This is a genomic window from Desulfovibrio sp. GTC20076 (genome assembly GCF_055385905.1).
Genome location: NZ_AP039366.1, coordinates 631,797 through 653,831, shown reverse-complemented (window position 1 = coordinate 653,831; position 22,035 = coordinate 631,797). Strand labels below are relative to the sequence as shown.

Genomic DNA, 22,035 nt, shown 5'->3' with positions numbered 1-22,035 from the left:
TTCGGCGGCTGTATTCTCCCCGCCAGGCCAGACTACTCGCACTGGCGGAGTGTATAGCCTGGACGCCCCGAGAGCAGTCTCCCTGAAACCGCCCTGCGTTTATTCCGGCACGACTGTACTATGCAGACACCATCCGTTTGCAGTTGCGGCAAGCAATGGTCTTTTAGGATCTCTTTTATAGTAGAGGCTTATTCACAAGAAAGGGCGGAAACCCGCCCTCTTGTTTTATTCTTTTTTGCTTTTGCCCCCGGCTTCCAGCCTGCTCCGCAGGATGCTCACAGGGTGCAGGCAGTCTTTACCGCTGCCATGCCTGATCTGCACACGGCAGGTTCCGCATTCTGAAGCGGAAATATCCGCGCCGCTTTCCCTGACCGCAGCAAAAAGCTCGGCCCCCACCTCTTGAGCAATGTCATATTTTTCAGTTTTAAAGCCATAGCTGCCGGAAATGCCGCAGCAGCCGGCATGCGCATCACTGACGCTGACTCCGGGCAACCGCCGCAAAAGCTCAAGGCTGGGCAGGCCGTTGCCCTGAGCCCGTAAATGACAGGGGGCATGATAGATGATTCTCATATCCGGCTGGTCTTGCAGGGATTTGCCCGGAGACGTGTCCAGATCTCCGGAATCGGCGCAAGCCAGCAAAAAATCCTGCGCATCGTCCAGGCGGCATGCGCCATACTTTGCATCCAGATCAGGAAAGTATTCGGGCAGGTCCACACGGAACATGAGGGCGCAACTGGGGCAGCCCGTAACCACCGGCAGGCCCTGATCACGCCACTGCGCCAGAGCACGCAGGTTGTGCTCGGCATTGCTTCTGGCGTGCTGCCAAAAGCCGTTGGCAACCATAGGCAGGCCGCAGCATACGATATCTTGCGGCACTATAACCTTGTAGCCTGCCCGGTTCATGGCCCAGATCATGTCCAGCCCGGTTTGCGGATCATACACATCCACATAACAGCCGGGATAAAAAACCACATTACGCCCGGTTTCCGGCTGTTTCACCCGGCGCGCCAATGTGCGGAAATTACGGCCTGCAAAAGCGGGCAAGGGAGCGCGCTTGTGAATGCCGAGCCTGTGCAGCACCTGTCGCGTCACCGGATTGAGCATGCCAAAGTTTTTAAGCACCGCCGGGATAAGGTGCAGCCACTTCGCCATCAGTTCGCCATGCCCCAGAATCCAGTCACGCAGGCCGGGAGGCATTTTTTTGCACTGGTCGGCCCGCGCCATCATGTTCAGGCTGGAGACAGGTACGCCGTGCGGGCAGGTGATATCGCAATTTTTGCAGTTGGAACAATAGTGCAGAGACGGGTCTTCATTCAGCCCCAGCAGACGGAAGCGCTCATAGGCTGGCCCGATCATGCGGGGACCAAGAAACTTTGAAGTAGCGTCAGCCACGGGACAATGCACAACGCAGGTGGTGCAGGCGATGCAGTGATCGGGATTTATGCGCGTGCTCATATACTTTCCTCCGAGGCTGCCGCCGCGGCCATACGTCCGGCCTGCCAGCCGGTGGCGACGGCAACGCCGTGACCGCTCTTTTCCGTTGCGTAATCGTAGCCGCCCAGGCTGCGCCCCGCAAAAAAAACGTTATTCCAGCAAACCGCGGCCTGGGAACTTACCGGGCGCATGGTGCTGTCCACACGCACCCCCATGCGGGCAAACAGATGCTTGCCGAAAAGCTCGGCTTCCGACCACAGCTCCACATCATCCGGCACGGCAATATCCAGCCCCATGATGCTTTCACGCGCGGAACCGGGAGCCAGGTCAAGTCCGCCCCCCAGAATACCGCCCGTAGCAAGCACAAACGTGCGGGCCTCGTGGCGGCGCTCCTGGCCGGAGGCCTCAGCCACAAGCGCCATGCATTTTTTACCGGCAGTTTCAGCGTGAAGCACCCTGGCATTTTCAAAAAGTTCAAAATCATATTCCCGTAAGGCCCGCAAAAGCGCATCGCGCAGCCTCAGCCCCCCCACTCCCGGAGGAATGGACAGCATTTCCACAACAGGACATTCCGCAGCGGCTTCAACGGCCTGCCAGGTATCCGGCCGGGCCTTGCTCCCGCAGACGGGCGGCAAAAGAACAAGGTCACAGGAACCTGCGTGGGATTTCAGGGCCTCAAGCAGCCATTGACGGCTTTGCGGCTTATCCATCAGGCGCGCAAGATCAAGAGCCGTGGCACTACGATGCGTTTCGCCCAGAGGTGAAGACACGGTCAACTGGGCGAATTCCCTGTCGGCCCAGGCCCTGTAACGCTGCAACTGGCTTATGACAAGCGCCGGGCGGCAGTCGCGCAGTCCTTCCACGCTGACCACGAGGATACGCCGCGCCTCGTTGAGGGCCTTGATGTTCACCCCTGCCGGCAAAAGGTGGGTCGGCTTGAGCGTTCCCATAATAGTGGGCATCTGCACATTGCAGGCCTGCCCCGACGGTGTGGATGCGGCCTGCATGGGCCACTGGCGGGCTTCCATCTGGCGCAGGAAAAACGCTATGGCTTCGCGTACACATTCCGCGCCCATAAGCCGGTACGGATGTTCGGCAGGCAAAAGCGCCATCCCCGCCCAGGGGTCGGACACATACCTGCCGTCAGCATAAGCCAGAACATCAACATTGCCGCCGCTTATGGCGAGAGATCCCATGCCCGTGGTGAGCATGCGGACCTTTTTACCCTGGCTCGCGGCAGTAAGGGCGGCCACAAGCCCGGCCATGCCGGAACCGGCCACAAGTACGTCAACGATCCTGCTCATGAGCGGCTCCATCCAGGTTGAGGGTAGTAGCGTAAATGGCACGGCTCAGTTCCATTTCACGGGCCTGCATGCCCCATAGGGCAAAGCGCAGCCCGCCCCACCGCTCCTGAAGAAAACGCCGGACATTGTCCGTGGGCGTCAGCTCAAGCTGCACGCCGTGCTCGGCAAGCGCACCGACCGTGCGCAGGGAACAAAACGCTCCCTGGCAGGTTCCCATGCCAAGGCGCGTACGCAAGCGTATGTCAGTAAGAGAAAATGTGGCAGGCTGGCGCGCCACATATTCAATTTCAGCCAGGCTCACCATTTCGCATTCGCAGATCAGCGGATTGCCCGCCTGCTGCTCGGCCAGTTCCAGCACTGACGGAAGGTCATCACCAAGCCGGTCGGCCATGAGATTCAGGCCCTGCATGGGAAAAAAGCGGGCCGCCCGTTTGAGCGTAGCTTCGTCCGCGTCCGGCACAAGGGCTTCTGTAGCCGTGCGGCAGACAGCACTATGCCCCAGCTTGGCGCAAACCCTGTCAACAACCCGCTCAGCCATAAGACGGTAGGTGGTAAGTTTGCCACCGAAAATACTGACCATGCCCTCAAGGCCCTCATCCGCATGATCCACAATATGAAAATTACGGCTGGCCTTGCGCCCTGCCGCTCCGCCCGGGGTATACAACGGGCGTGTGCCGGCAAAGGCACGCAGAATGCGGTACTGGCGCACCTGGGGAAAAAGCGGTTCGCCGATATCAAGCAGACGCAGCACCTCTTCAGTTGTAGGCGTGGTGTCGTCCGGTCTGTCGGTGGACGCGGATGTGGTGCCGAGAATGGTAATGGAACCATGCGGCACAAAAATATCCCCGTCGCCACTGGGATGCAGACGGTTGATGACTCTGGAGGTAAAACGGTGGTTGAAAACCACCAGCGTTCCCCTGTCGGGCGAAAGCGCCACATCAAGGCCCGCCATGCCCGCGATGCGCCCGGCCCACGAGCCGGCCGCATTGATGACGCACTGACAGGCGATTTCAACTGTTGCCCCGGTATGGCGATCAACGGCTGTGACACCGCATACACGGCCATTGCGCAGCGTTATGGCGGTGGCCTCATGATAGGTGAGCATGCGCCCGCCATGGCGCCGGGCCGACATGGCGTTATGCAGCACCAGGCGAAAACCGTCTACACAGGAATCGGGCACACGAAAAACCCGGCGGACCTCAGGCGAAAGATTCGGCTCCAGCCGCAAGGCCTCGGCAACTTCAATTTCTTGCGCGTCAATGCCTGCCTCGCGACAGCCAGCCACAAATTTTTCAACATATGCGGGGTCGTCCTGCGGCGTAAGCGCGAAGAACCCTTCGGTTTCCTCAACGCATTGTCTGCCGATACGACGCACGATCATATTTTCCTCAATACATTCCCGAGCGGATTCATTGTCATTGACGACATAGCGCGCTCCGCTGTGCAGCAGACCATGAAAGCGTGAGCTGGTGCCGTGGGCGATGCCCCCCTGCTCAAGCAGAATGGCGGGAATTCCCCGCATGCACAGGTCTCGCAGCGCACCAATACCGGTCGCGCCGCCTCCAATGACTACAACGGTTGTTTCCAGCATGCAGTCTCCTGATATATATGTAGCTTATGCAACCATGTCCGGATAGGATAGGCGGGCCGCTCCTGTTCGGGCCGGCCTTGCAGGGCAGGATGACATCTGTTCTTTCTGCCTGTCATGTTGAGCTTTTTGCTGTCTTGCGTCAAGCTTGCGAATCTTATTAAAAAGTTGAATCCATCCTGCCTGCTCTTCATTTTTTCAAGAAAGAACGGAATGAAAAACGTGACACGCGATACACAAAAAAGGAATGTCATGAACTGGTCAAAGAAACGCTGTGTGATTCTGGATATGGACGGAACCGTATACCTTGGGCATATCCCCATTGAGGGGGCCGTAAATTTTATACAGCGGCACTGGCATAGCCTGGATTTTTATTTTCTCAGCAATAATACGTCCAAGTCTCCGGCAAGCTATGTGGAAAAACTCCAGGGCATGGGCATACCCGCCAGTATTGAACGCATGCTCTCGCCGGTAAGTCCGCTGGTAGATTTTCTGCGGGTCAACGGTATCCACCGGGCCTACCCTGTGGGAAACAGCGATTTTCAACGCGACCTGCAAAGCCGTATGCCCGAACTGCAACTGACGGAAGATGGCGCGCAGGCGGTCATCCTGGCCTACGATACCGAACTGACCTACGAAAAACTGGCCCGGTCGGCCCTCTTGCTTCAGGATGACAGGGTACTCTTTCTGGCAACGCATCCCGACCTTGTATGCCCCTCCCCCGAAGGCCCTCTGCCTGATGTGGGCAGTTTCATCAGCCTGTACCAGACCGCCACCAGGCGCAGCCCGCAGCACATTTTCGGCAAGCCGGACCCCACTGTGCTGGCTCCGCTTCTGGGGCATTACACGAAAGATGAAATGGTCATGGTGGGCGACCGCCTCAGCACAGATAAAAAACTGGCCGAAAATGCCGGTATTGACTTCATTCTGGTGCTGAGCGGCGAGGCTGTGCAGGCTGACCTTGAAAAAGAAATCATTCAGCCCACCCTGGTGGTGGAAGACCTGGGGTACGCGGAGTCTTTCTGGCGCTGACTGTCGCCACCTTCTTTTGCCCTGTCGGTCTCACCCGGTCTTTTCCCCATAAGCGGCAGCAATTTTTACTCTGCTTTCGGCTGTAAAACACTTTTCCGGCCATGGCCGGGATTGGATGCGCCATGAAAAAGCCGCTCCTTACGGAGCGGCTTTTCTGTAGTGACCAGAACTTTTCAGTCCGAAATGCCCTAGTTGCCGCCCATGAGCCAGTTGAGGGGCGTAAGCGACAGGGAGGGGAAGAAAAGCAGCAGGAGCAGCATAACGACTTCTATCAAAATGAAGGGAACCAGTTTGACAACCAGTTGCGTGATTTTGATATTGCCGATGCCGCAAACAACGTAAAGCACAGTGCCCACCGGCGGAGTAATGACGCCGATACCGAGGTTGAGCACAAAAAGCAGCCCGAAGTAATACGGGTCAATGCCCGCCTGCTGGATCAACGGGTAAAACACCGGCGCAAAGATCAGGATATTGGGCGTCAGGTCCATGACCATGCCGATAAGGAAGAGGAAAAGGTTGATCGCCAGCAGCAGCATAATGGGATTGTCAATCAGGGGCGTAAACAACGCTGTCATCTGATTGGGTATCTGCGCAATGGTGATAAACCAGCCCACCGCAGTGGCTGCGGCAACAACCAGCATGACCACAGAAGTCGTGTGCGCGGCGCGGGCGCTCACACGCAAAAGATCACGAAATGAAAGCTCGCGGTAATAGAGCATGCACACCGCGATGGCGTAGATGGCCGCAAAGGCGCCGCCCTCAGTGGGGGTGAAGATCCCGAAACGGATACCGCCCAGCAGCAGCACCGGCATCATGAAGGCCGGGGTTGCATCAAAGAGAATCTTTATGGCTTCGGCCCTGGTAAAGGTGATGGTTTCGTTGTAGCCGTCGATGCGTACCACAAAGAACCACACGACCATGAGTGCCAGACCGATCATGATGCCGGGCACAAGGCCGATCATGAACAGCTTGGTAATGGAAAGGCCGCTGATGGTGGCGCCAAGCAGAATGAAGTTGGTGCTCGGCGGAATGATGGGACCAAGAATGGCGCCCGAGGCAATAACAGCCCCGGCGCGGCCCGGATGGTAACCCACCTGTTTCATCATGGGCAGCAGCAGCCCGCCCAAAGCCGCGGCTTCGCCAACAGAGCTGCCCATAAGACCTGCAAAAAGAATACTCGCGATAATGGCCGCATAGCCAAGCCCGCCGCGAACCCGGCCGATCATGAGCTGGGCCAGCTGCACCACCCTTTTTGAAAGGCCGCCCGCGGACATGATTTCGCCGGCGAACACAAAAAAGGGAATGGCCATGAGGGGATAGTTGTTGGCCCCGTCCAGCATGCTGCCTGGGATGATCATGGCGTCCCACATGCCGGAGTGCCACATGAGCACTATGGCGCAGAGCACCAGAACCAGAGCGATAGGAATGCCAAGAGCAAGAAAGAAAAAGAGAGTTCCCAGAAAAATAAACAGCTCCATTTTTCTCTCCTATCCCTTATGGAAGGTATCTGCCGGACGGCGTATGAGCACCGCCAGGGAGCGCAGCTGGAAGATCAGGGCGCAAAAGGCCATGATGGGCAAGGTGCCGTTGATAAAGGCCATATTGACATCCGTGGCCACGGAATAGGTATCCATGGTCTGCAACACGTTGACGATGCCGCCGTACAGCAGCAGCCCCAGGGCAAAAATGCTGCAAAGTGATGCTGTAATATCAACATACTTGCGCGATGCGCCCTTGAGCAGCACCACAAACATGTCCACAGCAATGTGTTTGTTGCGGTAAAAAGCTTCGATGGCGCCGAAAAACGTGATGTAAATGAAAAGAAAGCGCGCCCATTCCTCACTGGGAGGATAGCTGGACGAAAAAACGTAACGCAGAAAAGCGTTATAAAAAACCAGGCCGATCATACCCAAAAAAATCGCTGCACAAAAAATTTCAAAAAGCAGCTGAGCTTTTGTCTCTTTGGGCGGATTCAGGTCCGGTTCATGTAAGGTGTATACTCCGGGAGCGTGGTCCGGGGGATATTCTTTTGAATTTTCGTTTTGCATCTGCAACCTCTGCGAAAACGGCACGAGCCGCCTGTCATGCGGCACGGCCTGTCTGGCTTGCTTGCTACAAAGGACCGGAAAATGCTTTCCGGCCCTTTGTAGCAACATACTGTGTCTTATTTGGATTCACGATAGCTGTCGGCGCTATCAAGAATAGCCTGGGCATTGGGTACAGTGTCGTAAAAAAGCTTCCAGCTGCGCTTGCCGGCATTCACCAGATGCTCATGAAGTTCCTTGCTCGGCTCATGAATATTGCCCTTGTTGGCAAGAATGGTGGCCTTGGCCTTTTCATCGCCGTCCGCAACCATAGCCCACACGTCATCGGCGGAACGTTTGGCGGCCTCTTCAATCCACTTCTGGTCCTGTTCAGGCAGGGACTTGAAGAATTTGTCGTTGATGTAGAGGGAATGGATGACCAGGATATGGCCGGAAAGGCTGATCTCGGGAGTGATTTCGTACATCTTGAGGCTGACGATGTCCGCAAGGGGGCTGTCGCCGCCGTCAATCACACCCTGGTCAAGGGCGCCGGGGACTTCGGCGAAGGGCATGGGCTGCCCGCTGATGCCGCATTCCTTGGCAAAGTTGGTGTACAGGGGAATATTGGGTACACGCATGCGCATGCCTTCAAGATCCTTCACGTCCTTGATGGGCTTTTTGGAATAGAAGTGGCGGAAGCCCAAAGGAAAGGCGTTAAGGGTACGCAGGCCGGACTTTTCGGTAAAACCCTCATTGATCAGATCAAACGTCTTGCCTTCCATGGCGCGGCGGGCATGGTCAAGATTGTCGAACAGCATGGGGGTTTCAAGCATGGCCATGGCCGGATGCAGAGCCGAGGTCTGGGTGCCGGTGGCGCACATCTGAATAATGCCCTTGCGGGTCGCGGCAATGTAGGCGTCTTCCTTGCCAAGCTGGCTGTTGGGGAAAACCTGCACTTCATATTTGCCGTTGGAAAGTTCTTTCAGATACTTGCCAAACAGGTGCATGCCTATGGTTTCCGGTTCGCCTTCCGGCTTCATACCGGCCATTTTGATGACAGTAGCCGCCCCCGCAGTGGGAGCCGTGCTGAGAGCAAGCCCACAGATCAGACCCACGGCGACAAAAAGCGCAACAAGACGTTTCATTACAAATCCTCCAAATTTTTTATGTTCAGCGTGAACGGCAGAACCGCCCACCAGTGAACGCACGGGCGACAACCCCGCCCCCCGCAGCGCACACATATACCCGGGTAAATGCGGCAGATTCAATCCCTACTTGCCAAATTTTTTTTATGCAAGCCCTTTGGCAGAATCACGGCTCCAGACATCTTGCCGGAAATTACCAGAATGGGTGTTCACAGTTGCCATAGTCTGAAAACGGCACATTGAAACAGCAAAAACAGCGGGTTGACGCACCAGACAACGGGAAAAGCTTCACGAAACGAAACATGCTTTTCCATCTTGCGCGTATTATCCCCGGCCTGCCTGGAGTTCAGACAGATTGCCGCCCCTTTGTACCCCAAAAGCACAAAACACACCACATTGAAGCCCTCTGCCGGAAGAGCGAAAAAACACGCCTGCATTTAGCCTGTCCGCCGTTATCGGCAAGGTGTTTCTCCGTTGCCAACGGGCTTTCTTATGGTCAGGCAACCCGCCTGGGTGGTATCATAATATAAAACATATAACATTTGAATATATAACTATCAGACAAAAATATTCTCCTGACGGCCCCGCATTGCCAGATTACATTTCCCATACAGCGGCACTGCAAATAACAAAACATCAATGGAAAATAACACAAGAACAATACATGTGCATATTCTTAAATAGATAGTTTATTAATAATGATTAACCAACAACTCTATTCAATCACACTATATTGTGATTTTTTTTACATTCAATGCATTATAGTTATTTTTTTTCCTTCTTTACTGTTTTTCTTGAAAATATGTATCATTGATCACTCATTCAATAAAAATCTATTGTAATGAATAAATAATCGTGTAAGTATATTGATTAAATTTATAGCGCTATACATAAACGTCTCTAATGCTTCATAATTTGTCTTTATGGCATGAAAGAGACACCATCAACTCTATCTTGCTTGGAGGTTGACGGATGAAGCGATCTTTTTTTCTTGCAATGGTTGTGGCAATGCTTGCAATTATTGCTGCCCAGGATGTGTTCGCCGCAAACCAACTGGGTATAAAGCTGCCTGAAGATCCGACAAAAGCGTACATCACCCTGGGCATTCTTGTTATTGCGGCAATCATGTTTTTTACTGAAGTTGTACCGCTGCCCATAACGGCACTGCTTGTGCCGGTGGCCCTGTCATTGACAAACGTCATATCTTCAAAAGTCGCCTTCAGTTACTTTGGCGATCCCACAGTGGTACTGTTCATGGCCATGTTTATCGTGGGTGAGGCCACATTCATTACCGGCTTTGCAGACAAGGTTGGTGCTCTGGCTGTCAGGCTTTCCAAAGGCAACCCCATCAAGCTTCTTGTTTATGCCATGGCCGCAGTGGGACTGCTTTCCTCTGTGCTTTCCAATACAGGAACCACAGTGGTTGCCGTGCCGATGATTCTCGGCATGTGCATGAAAGCCAAGCTGGCTCCCGGCAAAGTGCTTATGCCCGTAGCCTTTGCGGCATCGCTTGGCGGCACGGTAACCTTGGTGGGCACCCCGCCCAACGGCATTATCAACTCCATGCTCTCCCAGACCGGGCAGACCCCTTTCGGCTTTTTCGAATTCGGCCTGATCGGCATTCCGCTTCTGGTCGCGGGCCTTCTTTATTACGGACTGATAGGACACCGCTTTTTGCCCGAAGGACGACAGATCGACGATGCTGTTCTGTCGGAAGAAGCCCAGCCGCGCCGCGAAAATAAAATGTGGCATGCCATGGCCGTCTTTGCCTTCGTAGTCTTCATGATGGCCAGTGAACTTGTTCCCCTGACGACGGCGGCCATGTTTGGCGCCTGCATGATGGTCATTACCGGCTGTATGACCATGCGTGAAGCATTCCGCAGCGTTGACTGGACAACCATTTTTCTGTTTGCGGGCATGCTGTCCATGTCGGCAGCAATGGACAAGTCCGGCGCGGCGGCTATTGTAGCCAACGCGGTGGTCAGCACTGTCAGCGATCCCTGGCTGCTCATGCTCGTCTGCTGTGCGCTCACGGCGATCATTACCAACTTCATGTCCAATACCGCCACGGCAGCCCTTATGGCTCCTCTGGCCTTGCCCATTGCTCTGGGCAGCGGTATTTCTCCCCTGCCCATCATCATGGGTATAGCTATGTCAGCCTCGGCCTGCTTTCTTACGCCTATTGCCACGCCGCCCAACACCATCGTACTTGGCCCCGGCAGGTACACGTTCCTTGATTACGTCAAGGCCGGCTGGCCCTTGCAGCTCATTACCCTTATCATGTGCTGGCTGCTTATCCCCCTGATCTGGCCTTTCCATTAGGCTGCCGTCAGGTGCGCTGTGGCATGGGCGCCACAGCAGTTAATGCTGATAAAGAACGGGACGGTGTGGACATGAAAGAAATCCATTTTGACGACATAGTGCGCACTGTGGCGGAACTGGCCATAGAAGCCTGCTACCGCCTGCCGGACGACATGGTTGCGGCCATGCGCGCGGCACGAACGCGCGAACCATCGCCCGTGGGGCGTAACATCCTGGATCAACTGCTGGAAAATGCTGAAATCGCCGCCAGGGGCGATCTGCCCCTGTGCCAGGATACCGGCCTCGCCGTAGTTTTTGCCGAAGTGGGCCAGGATGTGCGCATTGTGGGCGGCTCTTTTGAAGATGCCATCAATGAAGGCATTCGCAAGGGGTATACAGAGGGCTACCTGCGCAAATCCTGTGTAGACGAGCCGCTGTTTGAGCGCAAAAACACCAAAGACAACACTCCTGCCGTCATCCATACCCGCCTTGTCCCCGGCAGCGGGCTGCGCCTGCGGCTGGCCCCCAAGGGGGCAGGGTCGGAAAACAAGAGTGTGCTCAAGATGCTCGTACCGGCAGACGGCATCGAGGGTGTGCGCCAGGTGGTTCTGGACGCAGTCCTAGCCGCCGGACCCAACTCCTGTCCGCCCCTCGTCATCGGCGTCGGCATCGGCGGCACGATGGAAATGGCCGCCATATGCGCCAAACGCGCAGCCGCCCGCGACCTTGAAAGCCGCAACCACGATCCGCGCTATGCGGCCTTTGAAGATGAACTGCTGGAAATGGTCAACAAAACCGGCGTAGGCCCCCAAGGACTGGGCGGCATTACTACCGCCCTCAAGGTACATGTGGAATGGGCGCCGACCCATATCGCCTCTTTGCCGGTCGCCGTAAATATCAACTGCCACGCGGCGCGCCACGCCGAAGCCGTGCTGTAAGGGGGAGCCATGTCTGACGAAATCAAAAAAATCCGCGCTCCCTTTGATGAAGCCACTGCCCGCTCACTGCGCGCTGGAGACCGTGTTCTTATTTCCGGCACCATACTGGCAGCGCGTGACGCGGCCCACAAGCGCCTTGTGGAAACCCTGGACAGGGGCGAAGCCCTGCCTGTGAGTCTTGAAGGCGCGGTGGTCTATTATGTGGGGCCAAGCCCGGCACGCCCCGGACAGCCCATAGGGGCCGCCGGTCCCACTACCTCGGGCCGCATGGACGCCTATACCCCGCGCCTGCTGGATCAGGGACTTAAAGGCATGATCGGCAAGGGGTACCGCAAGCCGGAAGTGGTGGAAGCCATGAAAAAACATGGCGTACCCTATCTTGCGGCCGTGGGAGGGGCTGGAGCGCTCATTGCCCGCGCCGTCAAGAAGTATACGGTACTGGCCTATGAAGATCTGGGGCCGGAAGCTGTTGCCGCGATGGAAGTGGAAGATTTTCCGGCCATTGTGGTGATAGACAGTACCGGTGGCAATTTTTACGAAACGGGGCAGGCTCCGTACAAACGCATATGAAGGAATCACAGTTTTTTCATAATGGCATAGGTACAGAATACTTGTATAAGGAGTTGTCATGGCTTTAAGCAGAACCCCTGGGGAGGCAAAAACCCGTCTGGACTTCTGGCAGGCAGCCTCCGGCGCGGTGTTGGCCCTGTTCGTATGTGTACATCTGACACTGGAAGGCACCGTTGTGCTCAGCCCGGCGCTGACAAACGGCATTGCCTGGTTTCTGGAAGCCACATGGCTGGCCCAGCTTGCCGCACCGCTTATCATCCTGTTGATTGTATTCCACTTCTACATCGCGGCAAGAAAGATGCCCTTCCGCGCCAATGAGCTTGGCATCTTTGTACGCCACAGCAAAAGCCTGAAAGATTTTGATACATGGCTATGGCTTGTTCAGGTATTTACAGCCATTGTCATTCTTCTGGGCGCTTTTTACCACGTGTATACCGTCATGACAGACCTGCCCATCAATGTGGCGGGCAGCGCCAAGCGCCTGCACAACGGCTGGCTGGCCTTCTACGTGTTCTTCCTGCCCTGTGTCATCCTTCATACAGGCATTGGCGTATATCGCCTGGCCGTGAAATACGGCATCTGTACCAAGAGTACAAAGCCTGCGTGGCGCAAGTGGATATGGATTGTTATGGGCTGTTATCTTTTGCTTGGAACGCTGGCTCTGACCCGCGTCTGGTTCCTGGGATAGGGGGTGCCGTATGCGTATTTTTGAATGTGACGTCTTGTGCATCGGCGCTGGTCTGGCCGGGGAACGTGTGGCGGTTGAAGCGGCTCAGGCCGGCTTCAGGGTTATCTGTCTTTCCGTTGTGCCTCCCAAGCGTTCGCACTCTTCAGCGGCAATGGGCGGCATGCAGGCGGCCCTGGGCAACTCCATAATGGGCGAAGGCGACTGCCCCGAAATCCATTTCAATGACACCGTTAAAGGCTCTGACTGGGGCTGTGACCAGGAAGTGGCGCGGCTTTTTGCCGAGACCGGCCCCATAGCCATGCGTGAAATGGCCTGGATGGGGGTACCCTGGAGCCGCGTTGTTCCGGGTGAGCATACCTATTACAAGGGCGGCAAGCCCTTTCAGGCCACAGAAAAAAAGGAAAATGAAGGGCTGATCCATTCCCGCGCCTTTGGCGGCACAGCCAAATGGCGCACCTGCTACACCTCAGACGGCACAGGTCATGCTGTACTGTTTACTCTGGACAACCGCCTGTTGCAGCTTGGCGTGGACGTACACGACCGCACCCAGGCCGAAGGGCTTGTACACGACGGCCAGCGCTGCATGGGCTGCGTGGCGCGCGACCTGCGCACCGGAGAACTTGTAGGCTACTTCGCCAAGGCAACCCTTATTGCTACCGGCGGTTACGGCCGCATTTACCGGGCCACCACCAACGCCATCATCTGCGATGGCGGCGGCCAGATAGCCGCCCTGGAAACAGGCGTGGTCCCTCTGGGCAATATGGAGGCAGTGCAGTTTCATCCCACGGGAACGGTGCCCACAGACATTCTGGTTACCGAAGGCTGCCGAGGCGATGGCGGAACCCTGCTGGACGTAAATGAATACCGCTTCATGCCCGACTATGAGCCGGAAAAGGCTGAACTGGCCTCGCGCGACGTGGTTGCACGCCGCATGACCGAACATATGCGCAAGGGTCTTGGCGTCAAAAGCCCGTACGGCGATCACCTCTGGCTGGACATCCGCCACCTGGGCGAAAAGCACATTACCACGAACCTGCGTGAGGTATACGACATCTCCACGCACTTCCTTGGCGTGAACCCCATACATCAGCTCATTCCGGTACGTCCCACCCACCATTACAGCATGGGCGGTGTGCGTATCAATAAAGATGGGCACGCTTACGGCCTTGAGGGCCTGTTCTCCGCCGGAGAAGCCGCCTGCTGGGATATGCACGGCTTCAACCGCCTGGGCGGCAACTCCCTGGCCGAAACCATTGTTTCCGGGCGCATCGTGGGTCAGAAGCTGGTGGAATTCCTCAAGGGTTATGAAACCGTCTTTTCCACGGCCGAGATGACTGCGGCCGCCACAAAGGTAAAAGACCGCATCGCCGCCCTTCTGCGCGGCACAGGTGATGACTGTTACACCCTGCGTAATGAAATGCAGGATGTCATGATGGAACACGTGGGTATTTTCCGTAACGGCAAAGATCTGGAAGCCGGCGTGACCAAGCTGCAAGACCTGCTGGAGCGTTGCGGTAACATGCGCCTGGCAAGCGGCAACATACCCGGCCCCAATGCCGAACTTTCCATGGCGTTGCGGGTTCCCGGCATGCTCAAACTGGCCCTGTGCACGGCATACGGCGCGCTTATGCGCACAGAAAGCCGCGGTGCTCACGCCCGTGAAGACTACCCTGAACGCAATGACAAGGACTGGCTCAACCGCACCCTGGCCTACTGGAAGGAAGGCGACAGCCTGCCCACGCTCAAATATGAACCGGCTACGCCGTACTATATTCTGCCCCCCGGCGACCGGGGTTACGGCGGCGGCAAGATCATTCCCGGCGACATCAAGGAAGACCAGATCGTTCCTTACGATCAGAAAGGCTAAGGGAGGGTACCATGGGACGTAATCTTACATTTGAAATCTTCCGTTACAATCCGCTGGACCCTCGCTCATTCCCGCATATGCAGACATTCCAGCTTGAAGAGCACCCCAGCATGACGCTCTTTATCGCGCTGAACCTCATACGCGAAAAGTTTGATGCTTCCCTGCAGTTTGACTTCTGCTGCCGGGCGGGCATCTGCGGTTCCTGCGGCATGGTCATCAACGGGCGCCCGGGGCTGGCCTGCCACACGCAAACCAGCGATCTGCCGGACCATATCACCCTGCACCCCCTGCCGGTTTTCAAGCTGCTCGGCGACCTCTCGGTAGACACGGGCACGTGGTTTCGTCAGGTGGGCAAAAAAATCGAATCGTGGATACACACCAATAAAGAGTTTGATCCGGATGCCCAGGAAGAGCGCATGAGCAACAGCCAGGCTACGGAAATATTTGAACTGGACAGATGTATTGAGTGCGGTTGCTGCGTAGCCGCCTGCGGTACAGCCCGCATGCGGGAAGACTTTATAGGGGCCACAGCCATCAACCGCATGGCGCGCTTCTATATCGACCCGCGTGACAACCGTACTCCTGCGGATTATTATGAACTTATAGGCGATGATAACGGCGTGTTCGGCTGCATGGGCCTGCTGGCCTGCGACAGCGTCTGCCCCAAGCAACTGCCCCTGCAAGACCAGCTCGGCATCATGCGGCGTATGGTCAGCATGGAGTCGGTGAGGGGCATCCTGCCCGAAGCTCTGCGCAAAAAAATGCAGGGCTGCGGTTGCGGTTGCGCCAAAGGCTGAACCACCGGCATATAGGGTTCAGGCCCGGAACCTGCTGTTCCGGGCCTGAACCGCATACGTCCTGAATGATCTGCCCGGCGGAGAAAAGCCTCATCCGCCAAAAGGAAGGATGCCATGCTTATATTAGACTGGATGAAGCCCCATGTAATCACTGTCGTGCCTGACACCTCCCTGCTGCAATGCAGAAAACTCCTTAAGGACAACCGGATCAACTACCTGCCCGTGGTGGACCGGGATAACATAGTAGTTGGGCTTATAGCCTCTGCTGACCTCAAGGCTTTTGCCCCACAACACACTACCGGCTTTGAGATTCTTGAAGCCCTGGACATTCTGGCCGAAACAAAGGTCAAGGATGTCATGGTGGTCGCCCCTGTTACCATCCATTACAACAATACCGTGGAACAGGCGGCAAAAACCATGTTTGACAGGCACGTAGCCTGCCTGCCTGTCATTGACGATGAGGACAAGCTGGTCGGCATCATCACGGGCTGGGATATTTTCCACGCTCTGCTCAACATGAGCGGAGCGGAACAGGGCGGCGAAGAAGCGGGCTTTGTTCTGCCCAACCAGCCCGGCACCATCCGCGAAATTCTGGATACCCTCAAAACGCACGGCATGAGCGTCATTTCCGTGCTCTCGGCCGCCGCTGACAACGGCATGCGCCAGGTGAAAATCCGCTTTCGTGCCCAGGATGCCGCCGCCCTGGATGACACCTTTGAAATACTCAAACAACATAGCGGCTTGCGCTATTGGGCAAGAGACGGCAAAGTTCGTATGAAAGACTGAACCTCCGGCGCATCCATGTGGCACCCCACATGGATGCGCCGGAACCACAACCCAGCCTCTGTGCCGGAACCGGCATATGCTGCGGAAAATACAATTTACCCAACAGCCCGACAGGCTGTTCGCTTCCGCCTGCCCATGCCTGTCATGGGTGCAGCCCCCCGCGCCGTGCGGAACGCGCCGCCCGGAAGCGCACCACATCAGTCAAGGAGTGTACAATGTCTCGTATCAAGAATCTGCGGGATGAAGCCCTGGCCATGCATAAGGAGTATCAGGGCAAAATCGAGGTGCGCGTGAAAGCGCCCGTGCGCGATACCGACGACCTCACCCTGGCCTACTCGCCCGGCGTGGCCGAGCCTTGCATGGAAATTTACCGCCAGCCCGAAACACTCGATGTCTATACCAACCACTCCAACTTTGTCTGTGTGGTATCCAACGGCACAGCCGTTCTGGGGCTGGGCAACATCGGCCCCGCAGCCGCAATGCCGGTTATGGAAGGCAAATCCCTGCTGTTCAAGACTTTCGGCGATGTGGATGCCTTTCCCATCTGCGTCGATACCAAAGACACGACCAAAATCGTTGAACTGGTGGAACTTATGGCCCCCACCTTCGGCGGCGTCAACCTTGAGGACATCAAGGCTCCGGAATGCTTCGTCATTGAAGACAGCCTGAAGAAAAACGGCATTTTCAAGGGCCCCATCTTTCATGACGACCAGCACGGAACCGCCGTGGTTACCCTATCCGGGCTTATCAACGCGCTCAAGCTGGTAAACAAAAAACTTGATGACATCACTGTGGTTACCAGCGGCGCAGGGGCTGCCGGTATTGCCATCATCAAGCTGCTCATGGCTCTTGGCCTGAAAAATGTTATCATGTGCGACTCGCGCGGGGCCATATGGGATGGCCGCAGCGAAGGAATGAATGCCTATAAGGAAGAAATCGCCCGCCGCACCAATCCGCAGAAAATCAAGGGCGGTCTGGCCGAAGCCATCAAGGGGGCAGATGTCTTTATCGGTGTTTCCGCTCCGGATACACTTAATGAAGATATGATCCGCAGCATGGCCAAAGATCCCATAATTTTTGCTCAGGCCAATCCCATCCCCGAAATATGGCCCATCCAGCGCGCCCTGGACGCCGGAGCCAAAGTTGTGGCCACGGGGCGCTCCGACTGCCCCAACCAGATCAACAACGTTCTGGCCTTCCCCGGTATTTTCCGTGGCGCTCTTGATGTTGCGGCCACAGATATCAACGATGCCATGAAAATTGCGGCGGCCTACGCCATCGCCGAGTTGGTCAAACCCGAAGAACTCAGCCCGGGCTACATTATTCCTTCCACGCTTAACAGCGAGGTGGCTCCCCGGGTGGCGGCGGCCACGGCCAAAGCTGCCATGGAAAGCGGCATTGCCCGCAAACCGATGGATCCGGAAATCGTGGCGGCAAACCTGAAAAAAAGGCTGGCCGACCGCCAGATTGCGTGCACGAAAAAATAATGTAACGGCCAAAACCTCTTTCTGAACCGGCAGCAAAACAGCTGAATCCGGACGAACAAGATTCTCTCCCGAAGGCAGGCAGTCCTGCTTTCGGGAGAGAACCTTTTTTCACCCTCTGCAATCTGCAAAATTGAACACCCACCTTCTGCGTTTTTCGTCACACACCTGGCGGCACAAGAATCCTTGCATCCGGGGCATTACTCCTGCATTGCACCGCACACTCCCGCGATGCCTGGATTATGCTTCTGACGCTGCGCCCATGCCGGTGGCATCTGCCCCTTGATTCATGCCCGAGGCCCTTGCGAAACAGCGGGCTGTCAGTAGTTTTTGCTGTCCGTAATTCCGTTTTCCAGCCAAACCTGCCGATGCATTGCCGACACTTTAAAATACTAATGGGATGTCCGGAGATGGCCCCGGGGAATACAAAGAAGGCTTCGAAGAGTACAGCCCTGCCCCTTACCTGCACCATTGCGCATATGGCTCAAATACGGGACAGGATGACGGCAATGAAAACATTGCAAAAGGCCGCTGTCTGCGCAGGTTTTCTGGAAAAGCCGCACCACAAATATTTGCAGGTGAACGTACCTCGTCGCGCGACATGATGCCCACAACAACAGCGCCCACCTGCCGTCCGTTTTCTGCATATACCGGCCGAAACGCCCGTTGTGAAAACCCGAAGGTACCACGGGCCGAAGAAATATATGTTTTACCTTTCAGGGCCTCGTCTTCATCGCCCCCAACCACATGAGCGCCGATTTTCTGTGCCTCGGGATGGTATATCCGGTTGCCGTTCATATCTATCAGCACAATAAATTTGACCCCGGAAACACTGGTCAACATGCCGAGAAAATCCGCCATCTGCTTCCAGGCCTCCCCACGCGGCTCCTCCATGCCCTCAATAACCGCCGAGGATTCCGCCGTGAGCTGGGCCACATTGGCCACTGTCTGCTCGGCCTGCTCAAAACCATACTTGCTGATAAAATACGATCCGGCCAGATGACTCAACAGGATGGGTGGGCAGAGGGTCAGACTGACCATAATCACCAGCTTGATGAACAGGCTGTTATTTTTAATGAAATCCATCAGAATATCTGCCGTTGCTTGGGTGCTGGTTCTGAAATGGCTGCTGACGGCGCTTCATGCCGCAGATGCACACGGACTGGCCGAGCCTGCTCGAAGGCCACAGCAGGTTCGGCCCGTTGGAATCAAATGGCGTGGGCAGGATATAAAAACTGCAATGCAAACATGTTGCGTCTGCACAAAACCTCGTATTCTCGAAAAACGCTACTGGGCGTCTTCTGTATCGCGCACCACCTCAAGAATGGGCGGCAGAGAACGGATGGACTCGATGAGCTGATAGAGCTGCGTGGCGTCGCGCACTTCCACGGTAAAGCGCAGCTTGGCACGGCCGTCCACAAGGTTGTCCATATTCAGCCCGGTGATGTTCACGTTGTTTTTGGCAAGCACCTGGGCCACCAGGGCCAGCACACCGTGCTCGTTTCTGGCAATGATAAAAATACCGGCTTCGTAAGGTTTTTCTTCCGCACCGTCCCAATGCACGGATATAAGCCGCTCCGGCTCCATATTCGCCACATTGGGGCAGTCTGCACGATGCACGCTGACACCAAGGCCACGGCTGATGTACCCGATAATAGGATCTCCGGGTACCGGGTTGCAGCACTTGGCAAAACGCATGAGCACACCGTCCACCCCGGAAATGCCCACACCTTCCGTTTTACGGCCGGCGGCCTCTTTGCTTTCTTTGACTGTGGGCGTTTCAGGCGCGGAGGAAACCGCATCCGGATGCAGCACGGCGTACAGCCGGTTGAGCACCTTGCGCGGCGTTGTGTGGGCATAGCCCACTGATGCCACAAGGTCGTCCACGCTCTCAAAATTCATTTCCTGGGCCACCAGGGCCATATGCCCGTCCTTGATGGCCTTGTTGACGTTGAGGCTGACCTTTCGCCCTTCTTTTTCCAGCATATCGCGTCCAAGGCTCACCGCGTGGGCGCGCTCCTCGGTGCGCAGGTAGCGCTGAATACGGCTGCGCGCCCTGGCTGTCTTGACGATTTTGAGCCAGTCCCTGTTGGGCTTTCTGCTTGGATCAGTAAGAATTTCAACAATATCACCGTTTTTAAGCTCTGTACTCAAAGGCATGAGCCGACCGTTGATCTTGGCTCCGGTGCAGTGCTGCCCCACCTTGGTATGGATGATAAACGCAAAATCCAGAGGGGTGGCCCCTTCGGGCAGTTCCTTGACATCGCCCGCCGGGGTGTAGACGTAGACTTCGTCCTTGAAGAGGTCCAGCTTGAGCGAATGCATGAATTCGCGCGAGTCCGTTTCTTCGCTCTGGCGCTCAAAAATCTCGCGCAGCCAGCCAAACTGCTCCAGGTCTTTGCTGTTAACCCGGCCTTTTTCCTTGTAAAGCCAGTGGGCGGCCACGCCGTGCTCAGCCTGCCGGTGCATGTCTTCGGTGCGTATCTGGATTTCTATGCGTTCGCCTTCAGGCCCGATGACCGTGGTGTGCAGGCTCTGGTAGCCATTGGTCTTGGGCATGGAGATATAGTCTTTAAAGCGCCCGTGTACGGGCCTCCATTGCGAGTGCACAAGGCCAAGCGCTGCGTAACAGTCTCTGATATCCTTGACCAGAACACGAAACGCCATGATGTCGTGCATTTCATCCAGTGTCAGGGACTGGGACTGCATCTTTTTATAGATACTGTATTTGTGCTTGATGCGGCCGTAAACCTGCCCTTCGATGCCATTGGAGGCAAGAAGGTCTTTTATCAGGTCCACCACCTTGGCGATAATCTGTTTTTCCACTACCTGATGCTTGTCCAGCCAGTGGTCTATCTGATTGAAAATGTCGGGGCGCAGATACTTGAAGCTCAGGTCTTCCAGGTTGCGCTTCATGATATACAGGCCCAGGCGGTTTGCCAGAGGCGCATATATATCCATTGTTTCCTGGGCAATGCCTTTCTGCTTGTGGGCTTTCTGAAAATCCAGGGTGCGCATGTTGTGCAGGCGGTCGGCAAGTTTGACCATAAGCACCCGCATGTCGTGGCTCATGGCCAAGATCATCTTGCGGATGTTCTCTGCCTGGGCTTCCTCTTTGTTTTCAAAGGGGATCATGCTGATCTTGGTCACACCGTCAACAATATCGGCCACATCCTCGCCGAAATTCTCGTCCAGCTCTTCAAGCGTGGCCTTGGTATCTTCTACGGTGTCGTGCAAAAGCCCGGCGACCACCGTTGATTCGTCAAAACCCATTTCAGCCAGGGTGTCGGCCACGGCCAGCGGATGGGAAAGATACGGCTCGCCCGACAGGCGGGTTTGCCCCGCATGGGCAGTGGCGGCGTAAACATAAGCTTTCTGGATAAGCTCCAGGTCTGCGTCGGGATTGTGCGCCGACACCTTGTCGAGAATTTCCTGTATACGAATCATGCGTAAATCCCGTCCGGGCGTAAAATCTTTGTGATGTCCTGACTATGTTATCAGTTGCGCGACCTTGTCAATGTTATTGACTCCGCAGCAAGCCCTGCCGCAGCCCGCAAAAAACCGGCAAGGGCTGCAGATGCTCCGGGCACTGCGCACCCGCCAGACATCCGCGCCTTCCCCTGCGACAAGGCGTGTTTTTTCATGAAAATGAAGAAAGGTCGTTGTCGGGTCTTATCTGAACGCGCCGGGGACGTTCCCCGGGGTGAAGTACTGCGCCCTTACCGCCTGCACACAGCGCGGAACTTCGCCGCCCGGGCATGCCGCAGCCCGTGGCGACAAGGCGCGTCATGAGCGATACTGGAGGATGGGCATGCTCCCCAGGCACACACCCTCCATTGGCGCAAGGCAGTTAACCCGCCAAGGCCGCCAGACGGCCACACCTGGACGCCTGGGCAAAAGGCCGCAATCCCCTGCATGCTTCGCACATCTGCCGCGGCTGGCCGTGATGCTTCAGAGCCGGTGTCAAAGCCGGACAAAAGTGAGCAGCACACCACAGTCAGCATATTTATCTTTAAACAAAGGGCTTGATGCGCTAACGCTACACAAAAATGCAGCACAACGTAACACGGCGGAGAT

The 22,035-nt window shown here is 56.0% G+C and carries 17 protein-coding genes; 9 read left to right on the top strand and 8 right to left on the bottom strand.

The window, feature by feature from the left end; all coding sequences use genetic code 11:
* Positions 1–225: 225 nt before the first annotated feature.
* Genes ACZ495_RS02835 through glpA form a run of 3 tightly spaced genes read right to left on the bottom strand, consistent with a single transcriptional unit; the run spans position 226 to position 4,329 of the window.
* Positions 226–1,455, bottom strand: coding sequence for an anaerobic glycerol-3-phosphate dehydrogenase subunit C (locus ACZ495_RS02835; RefSeq protein WP_012625145.1), 1,230 nt, complete (start codon positions 1,453–1,455; stop codon positions 226–228).
* Entirely contained in the window at positions 1,452–2,738 is a 1,287-nt protein-coding gene (gene glpB / locus ACZ495_RS02830; protein ID WP_072311776.1) for an anaerobic glycerol-3-phosphate dehydrogenase subunit GlpB, read from the bottom strand. The genes ACZ495_RS02835 and glpB overlap by 4 nt, the downstream gene beginning before the upstream one ends.
* Positions 2,722–4,329 (bottom strand): anaerobic glycerol-3-phosphate dehydrogenase subunit GlpA, encoded by a 1,608-nt coding sequence (gene glpA / locus ACZ495_RS02825; RefSeq protein ID WP_072311777.1) that lies wholly within the window; start codon positions 4,327–4,329, stop codon positions 2,722–2,724. The genes glpB and glpA overlap by 17 nt, the downstream gene beginning before the upstream one ends.
* Positions 4,330–4,578: 249 nt before the next feature.
* Here glpA and ACZ495_RS02820 point away from each other — a divergent pair, with 249 nt between their 5' ends.
* Positions 4,579–5,358, top strand: coding sequence for an HAD-IIA family hydrolase (locus tag ACZ495_RS02820; RefSeq protein ID WP_464262566.1), 780 nt, complete (start codon positions 4,579–4,581; stop codon positions 5,356–5,358).
* Between the two features lie 188 nt (positions 5,359–5,546).
* On the opposite strand, the gene ACZ495_RS02815 is transcribed toward ACZ495_RS02820, so the two are convergent.
* From ACZ495_RS02815 to ACZ495_RS02805, 3 genes are all read right to left on the bottom strand, one after another.
* Positions 5,547–6,836 carry a TRAP transporter large permease gene (locus tag ACZ495_RS02815; protein WP_012625149.1) on the bottom strand — a complete coding sequence of 430 codons (1,290 nt, stop codon included), beginning with the start codon at positions 6,834–6,836 and terminating at the stop codon, positions 5,547–5,549.
* Between the two features lie 9 nt (positions 6,837–6,845).
* A complete protein-coding gene (locus ACZ495_RS02810) occupies positions 6,846–7,265 on the bottom strand; it encodes a TRAP transporter small permease (protein ID WP_296985518.1) in 420 nt (139 codons plus the stop codon).
* Positions 7,266–7,522: 257 nt separating this feature from the next.
* The gene (locus ACZ495_RS02805) at positions 7,523–8,527 is read right to left on the bottom strand and encodes a TRAP transporter substrate-binding protein (protein WP_012625151.1); all 1,005 of its coding nucleotides are present in this window, start codon (positions 8,525–8,527) and stop codon (positions 7,523–7,525) included.
* A gap of 972 nt (positions 8,528–9,499) precedes the next feature.
* Here ACZ495_RS02805 and ACZ495_RS02800 point away from each other — a divergent pair.
* From ACZ495_RS02800 to ACZ495_RS02765, 8 genes are all read left to right on the top strand, one after another.
* On the top strand, positions 9,500–10,849 hold the full coding sequence (locus ACZ495_RS02800) for an SLC13 family permease (protein WP_072311780.1): 1,350 nt from the start codon (positions 9,500–9,502) through the stop codon (positions 10,847–10,849).
* A gap of 71 nt (positions 10,850–10,920) precedes the next feature.
* Entirely contained in the window at positions 10,921–11,766 is an 846-nt protein-coding gene (locus ACZ495_RS02795; protein ID WP_464262885.1) for a fumarate hydratase, read from the top strand.
* 9 nt (positions 11,767–11,775) lie between these two features.
* Entirely contained in the window at positions 11,776–12,336 is a 561-nt protein-coding gene (locus tag ACZ495_RS02790) for a Fe-S-containing hydro-lyase (protein ID WP_012625155.1), read from the top strand.
* 58 nt (positions 12,337–12,394) lie between these two features.
* Positions 12,395–13,024: a succinate dehydrogenase/fumarate reductase transmembrane subunit gene (locus ACZ495_RS02785; protein WP_012625156.1), complete on the top strand. Its 630-nt coding sequence runs from the start codon at positions 12,395–12,397 to the stop codon at positions 13,022–13,024.
* Positions 13,025–13,034: 10 nt separating this feature from the next.
* Entirely contained in the window at positions 13,035–14,891 is a 1,857-nt protein-coding gene (locus ACZ495_RS02780; RefSeq protein WP_012625157.1) for a fumarate reductase flavoprotein subunit, read from the top strand.
* An 11-nt stretch (positions 14,892–14,902) separates the two neighbouring features.
* Positions 14,903–15,688: a fumarate reductase iron-sulfur subunit gene (locus ACZ495_RS02775; protein ID WP_012625158.1), complete on the top strand. Its 786-nt coding sequence runs from the start codon at positions 14,903–14,905 to the stop codon at positions 15,686–15,688.
* Positions 15,689–15,802: 114 nt separating this feature from the next.
* Positions 15,803–16,474 carry a CBS and ACT domain-containing protein gene (locus tag ACZ495_RS02770; protein WP_464262565.1) on the top strand — a complete coding sequence of 224 codons (672 nt, stop codon included), beginning with the start codon at positions 15,803–15,805 and terminating at the stop codon, positions 16,472–16,474.
* A 215-nt stretch (positions 16,475–16,689) separates the two neighbouring features.
* Complete coding sequence (locus ACZ495_RS02765; protein ID WP_012625160.1) at positions 16,690–17,961, top strand: NAD(P)-dependent malic enzyme; 1,272 nt, start codon at positions 16,690–16,692, stop codon at positions 17,959–17,961.
* A 456-nt stretch (positions 17,962–18,417) separates the two neighbouring features.
* On the opposite strand, the gene ACZ495_RS02760 is transcribed toward ACZ495_RS02765, so the two are convergent.
* Both ACZ495_RS02760 and ACZ495_RS02755 read right to left on the bottom strand, forming a co-directional pair.
* Positions 18,418–19,044 carry a hypothetical protein gene (locus tag ACZ495_RS02760; RefSeq protein WP_464262564.1) on the bottom strand — a complete coding sequence of 209 codons (627 nt, stop codon included), beginning with the start codon at positions 19,042–19,044 and terminating at the stop codon, positions 18,418–18,420.
* Positions 19,045–19,245: 201 nt separating this feature from the next.
* Positions 19,246–21,405 (bottom strand): RelA/SpoT family protein, encoded by a 2,160-nt coding sequence (locus tag ACZ495_RS02755; RefSeq protein ID WP_012625162.1) that lies wholly within the window; start codon positions 21,403–21,405, stop codon positions 19,246–19,248.
* Positions 21,406–22,035 lie beyond the last annotated feature (630 nt).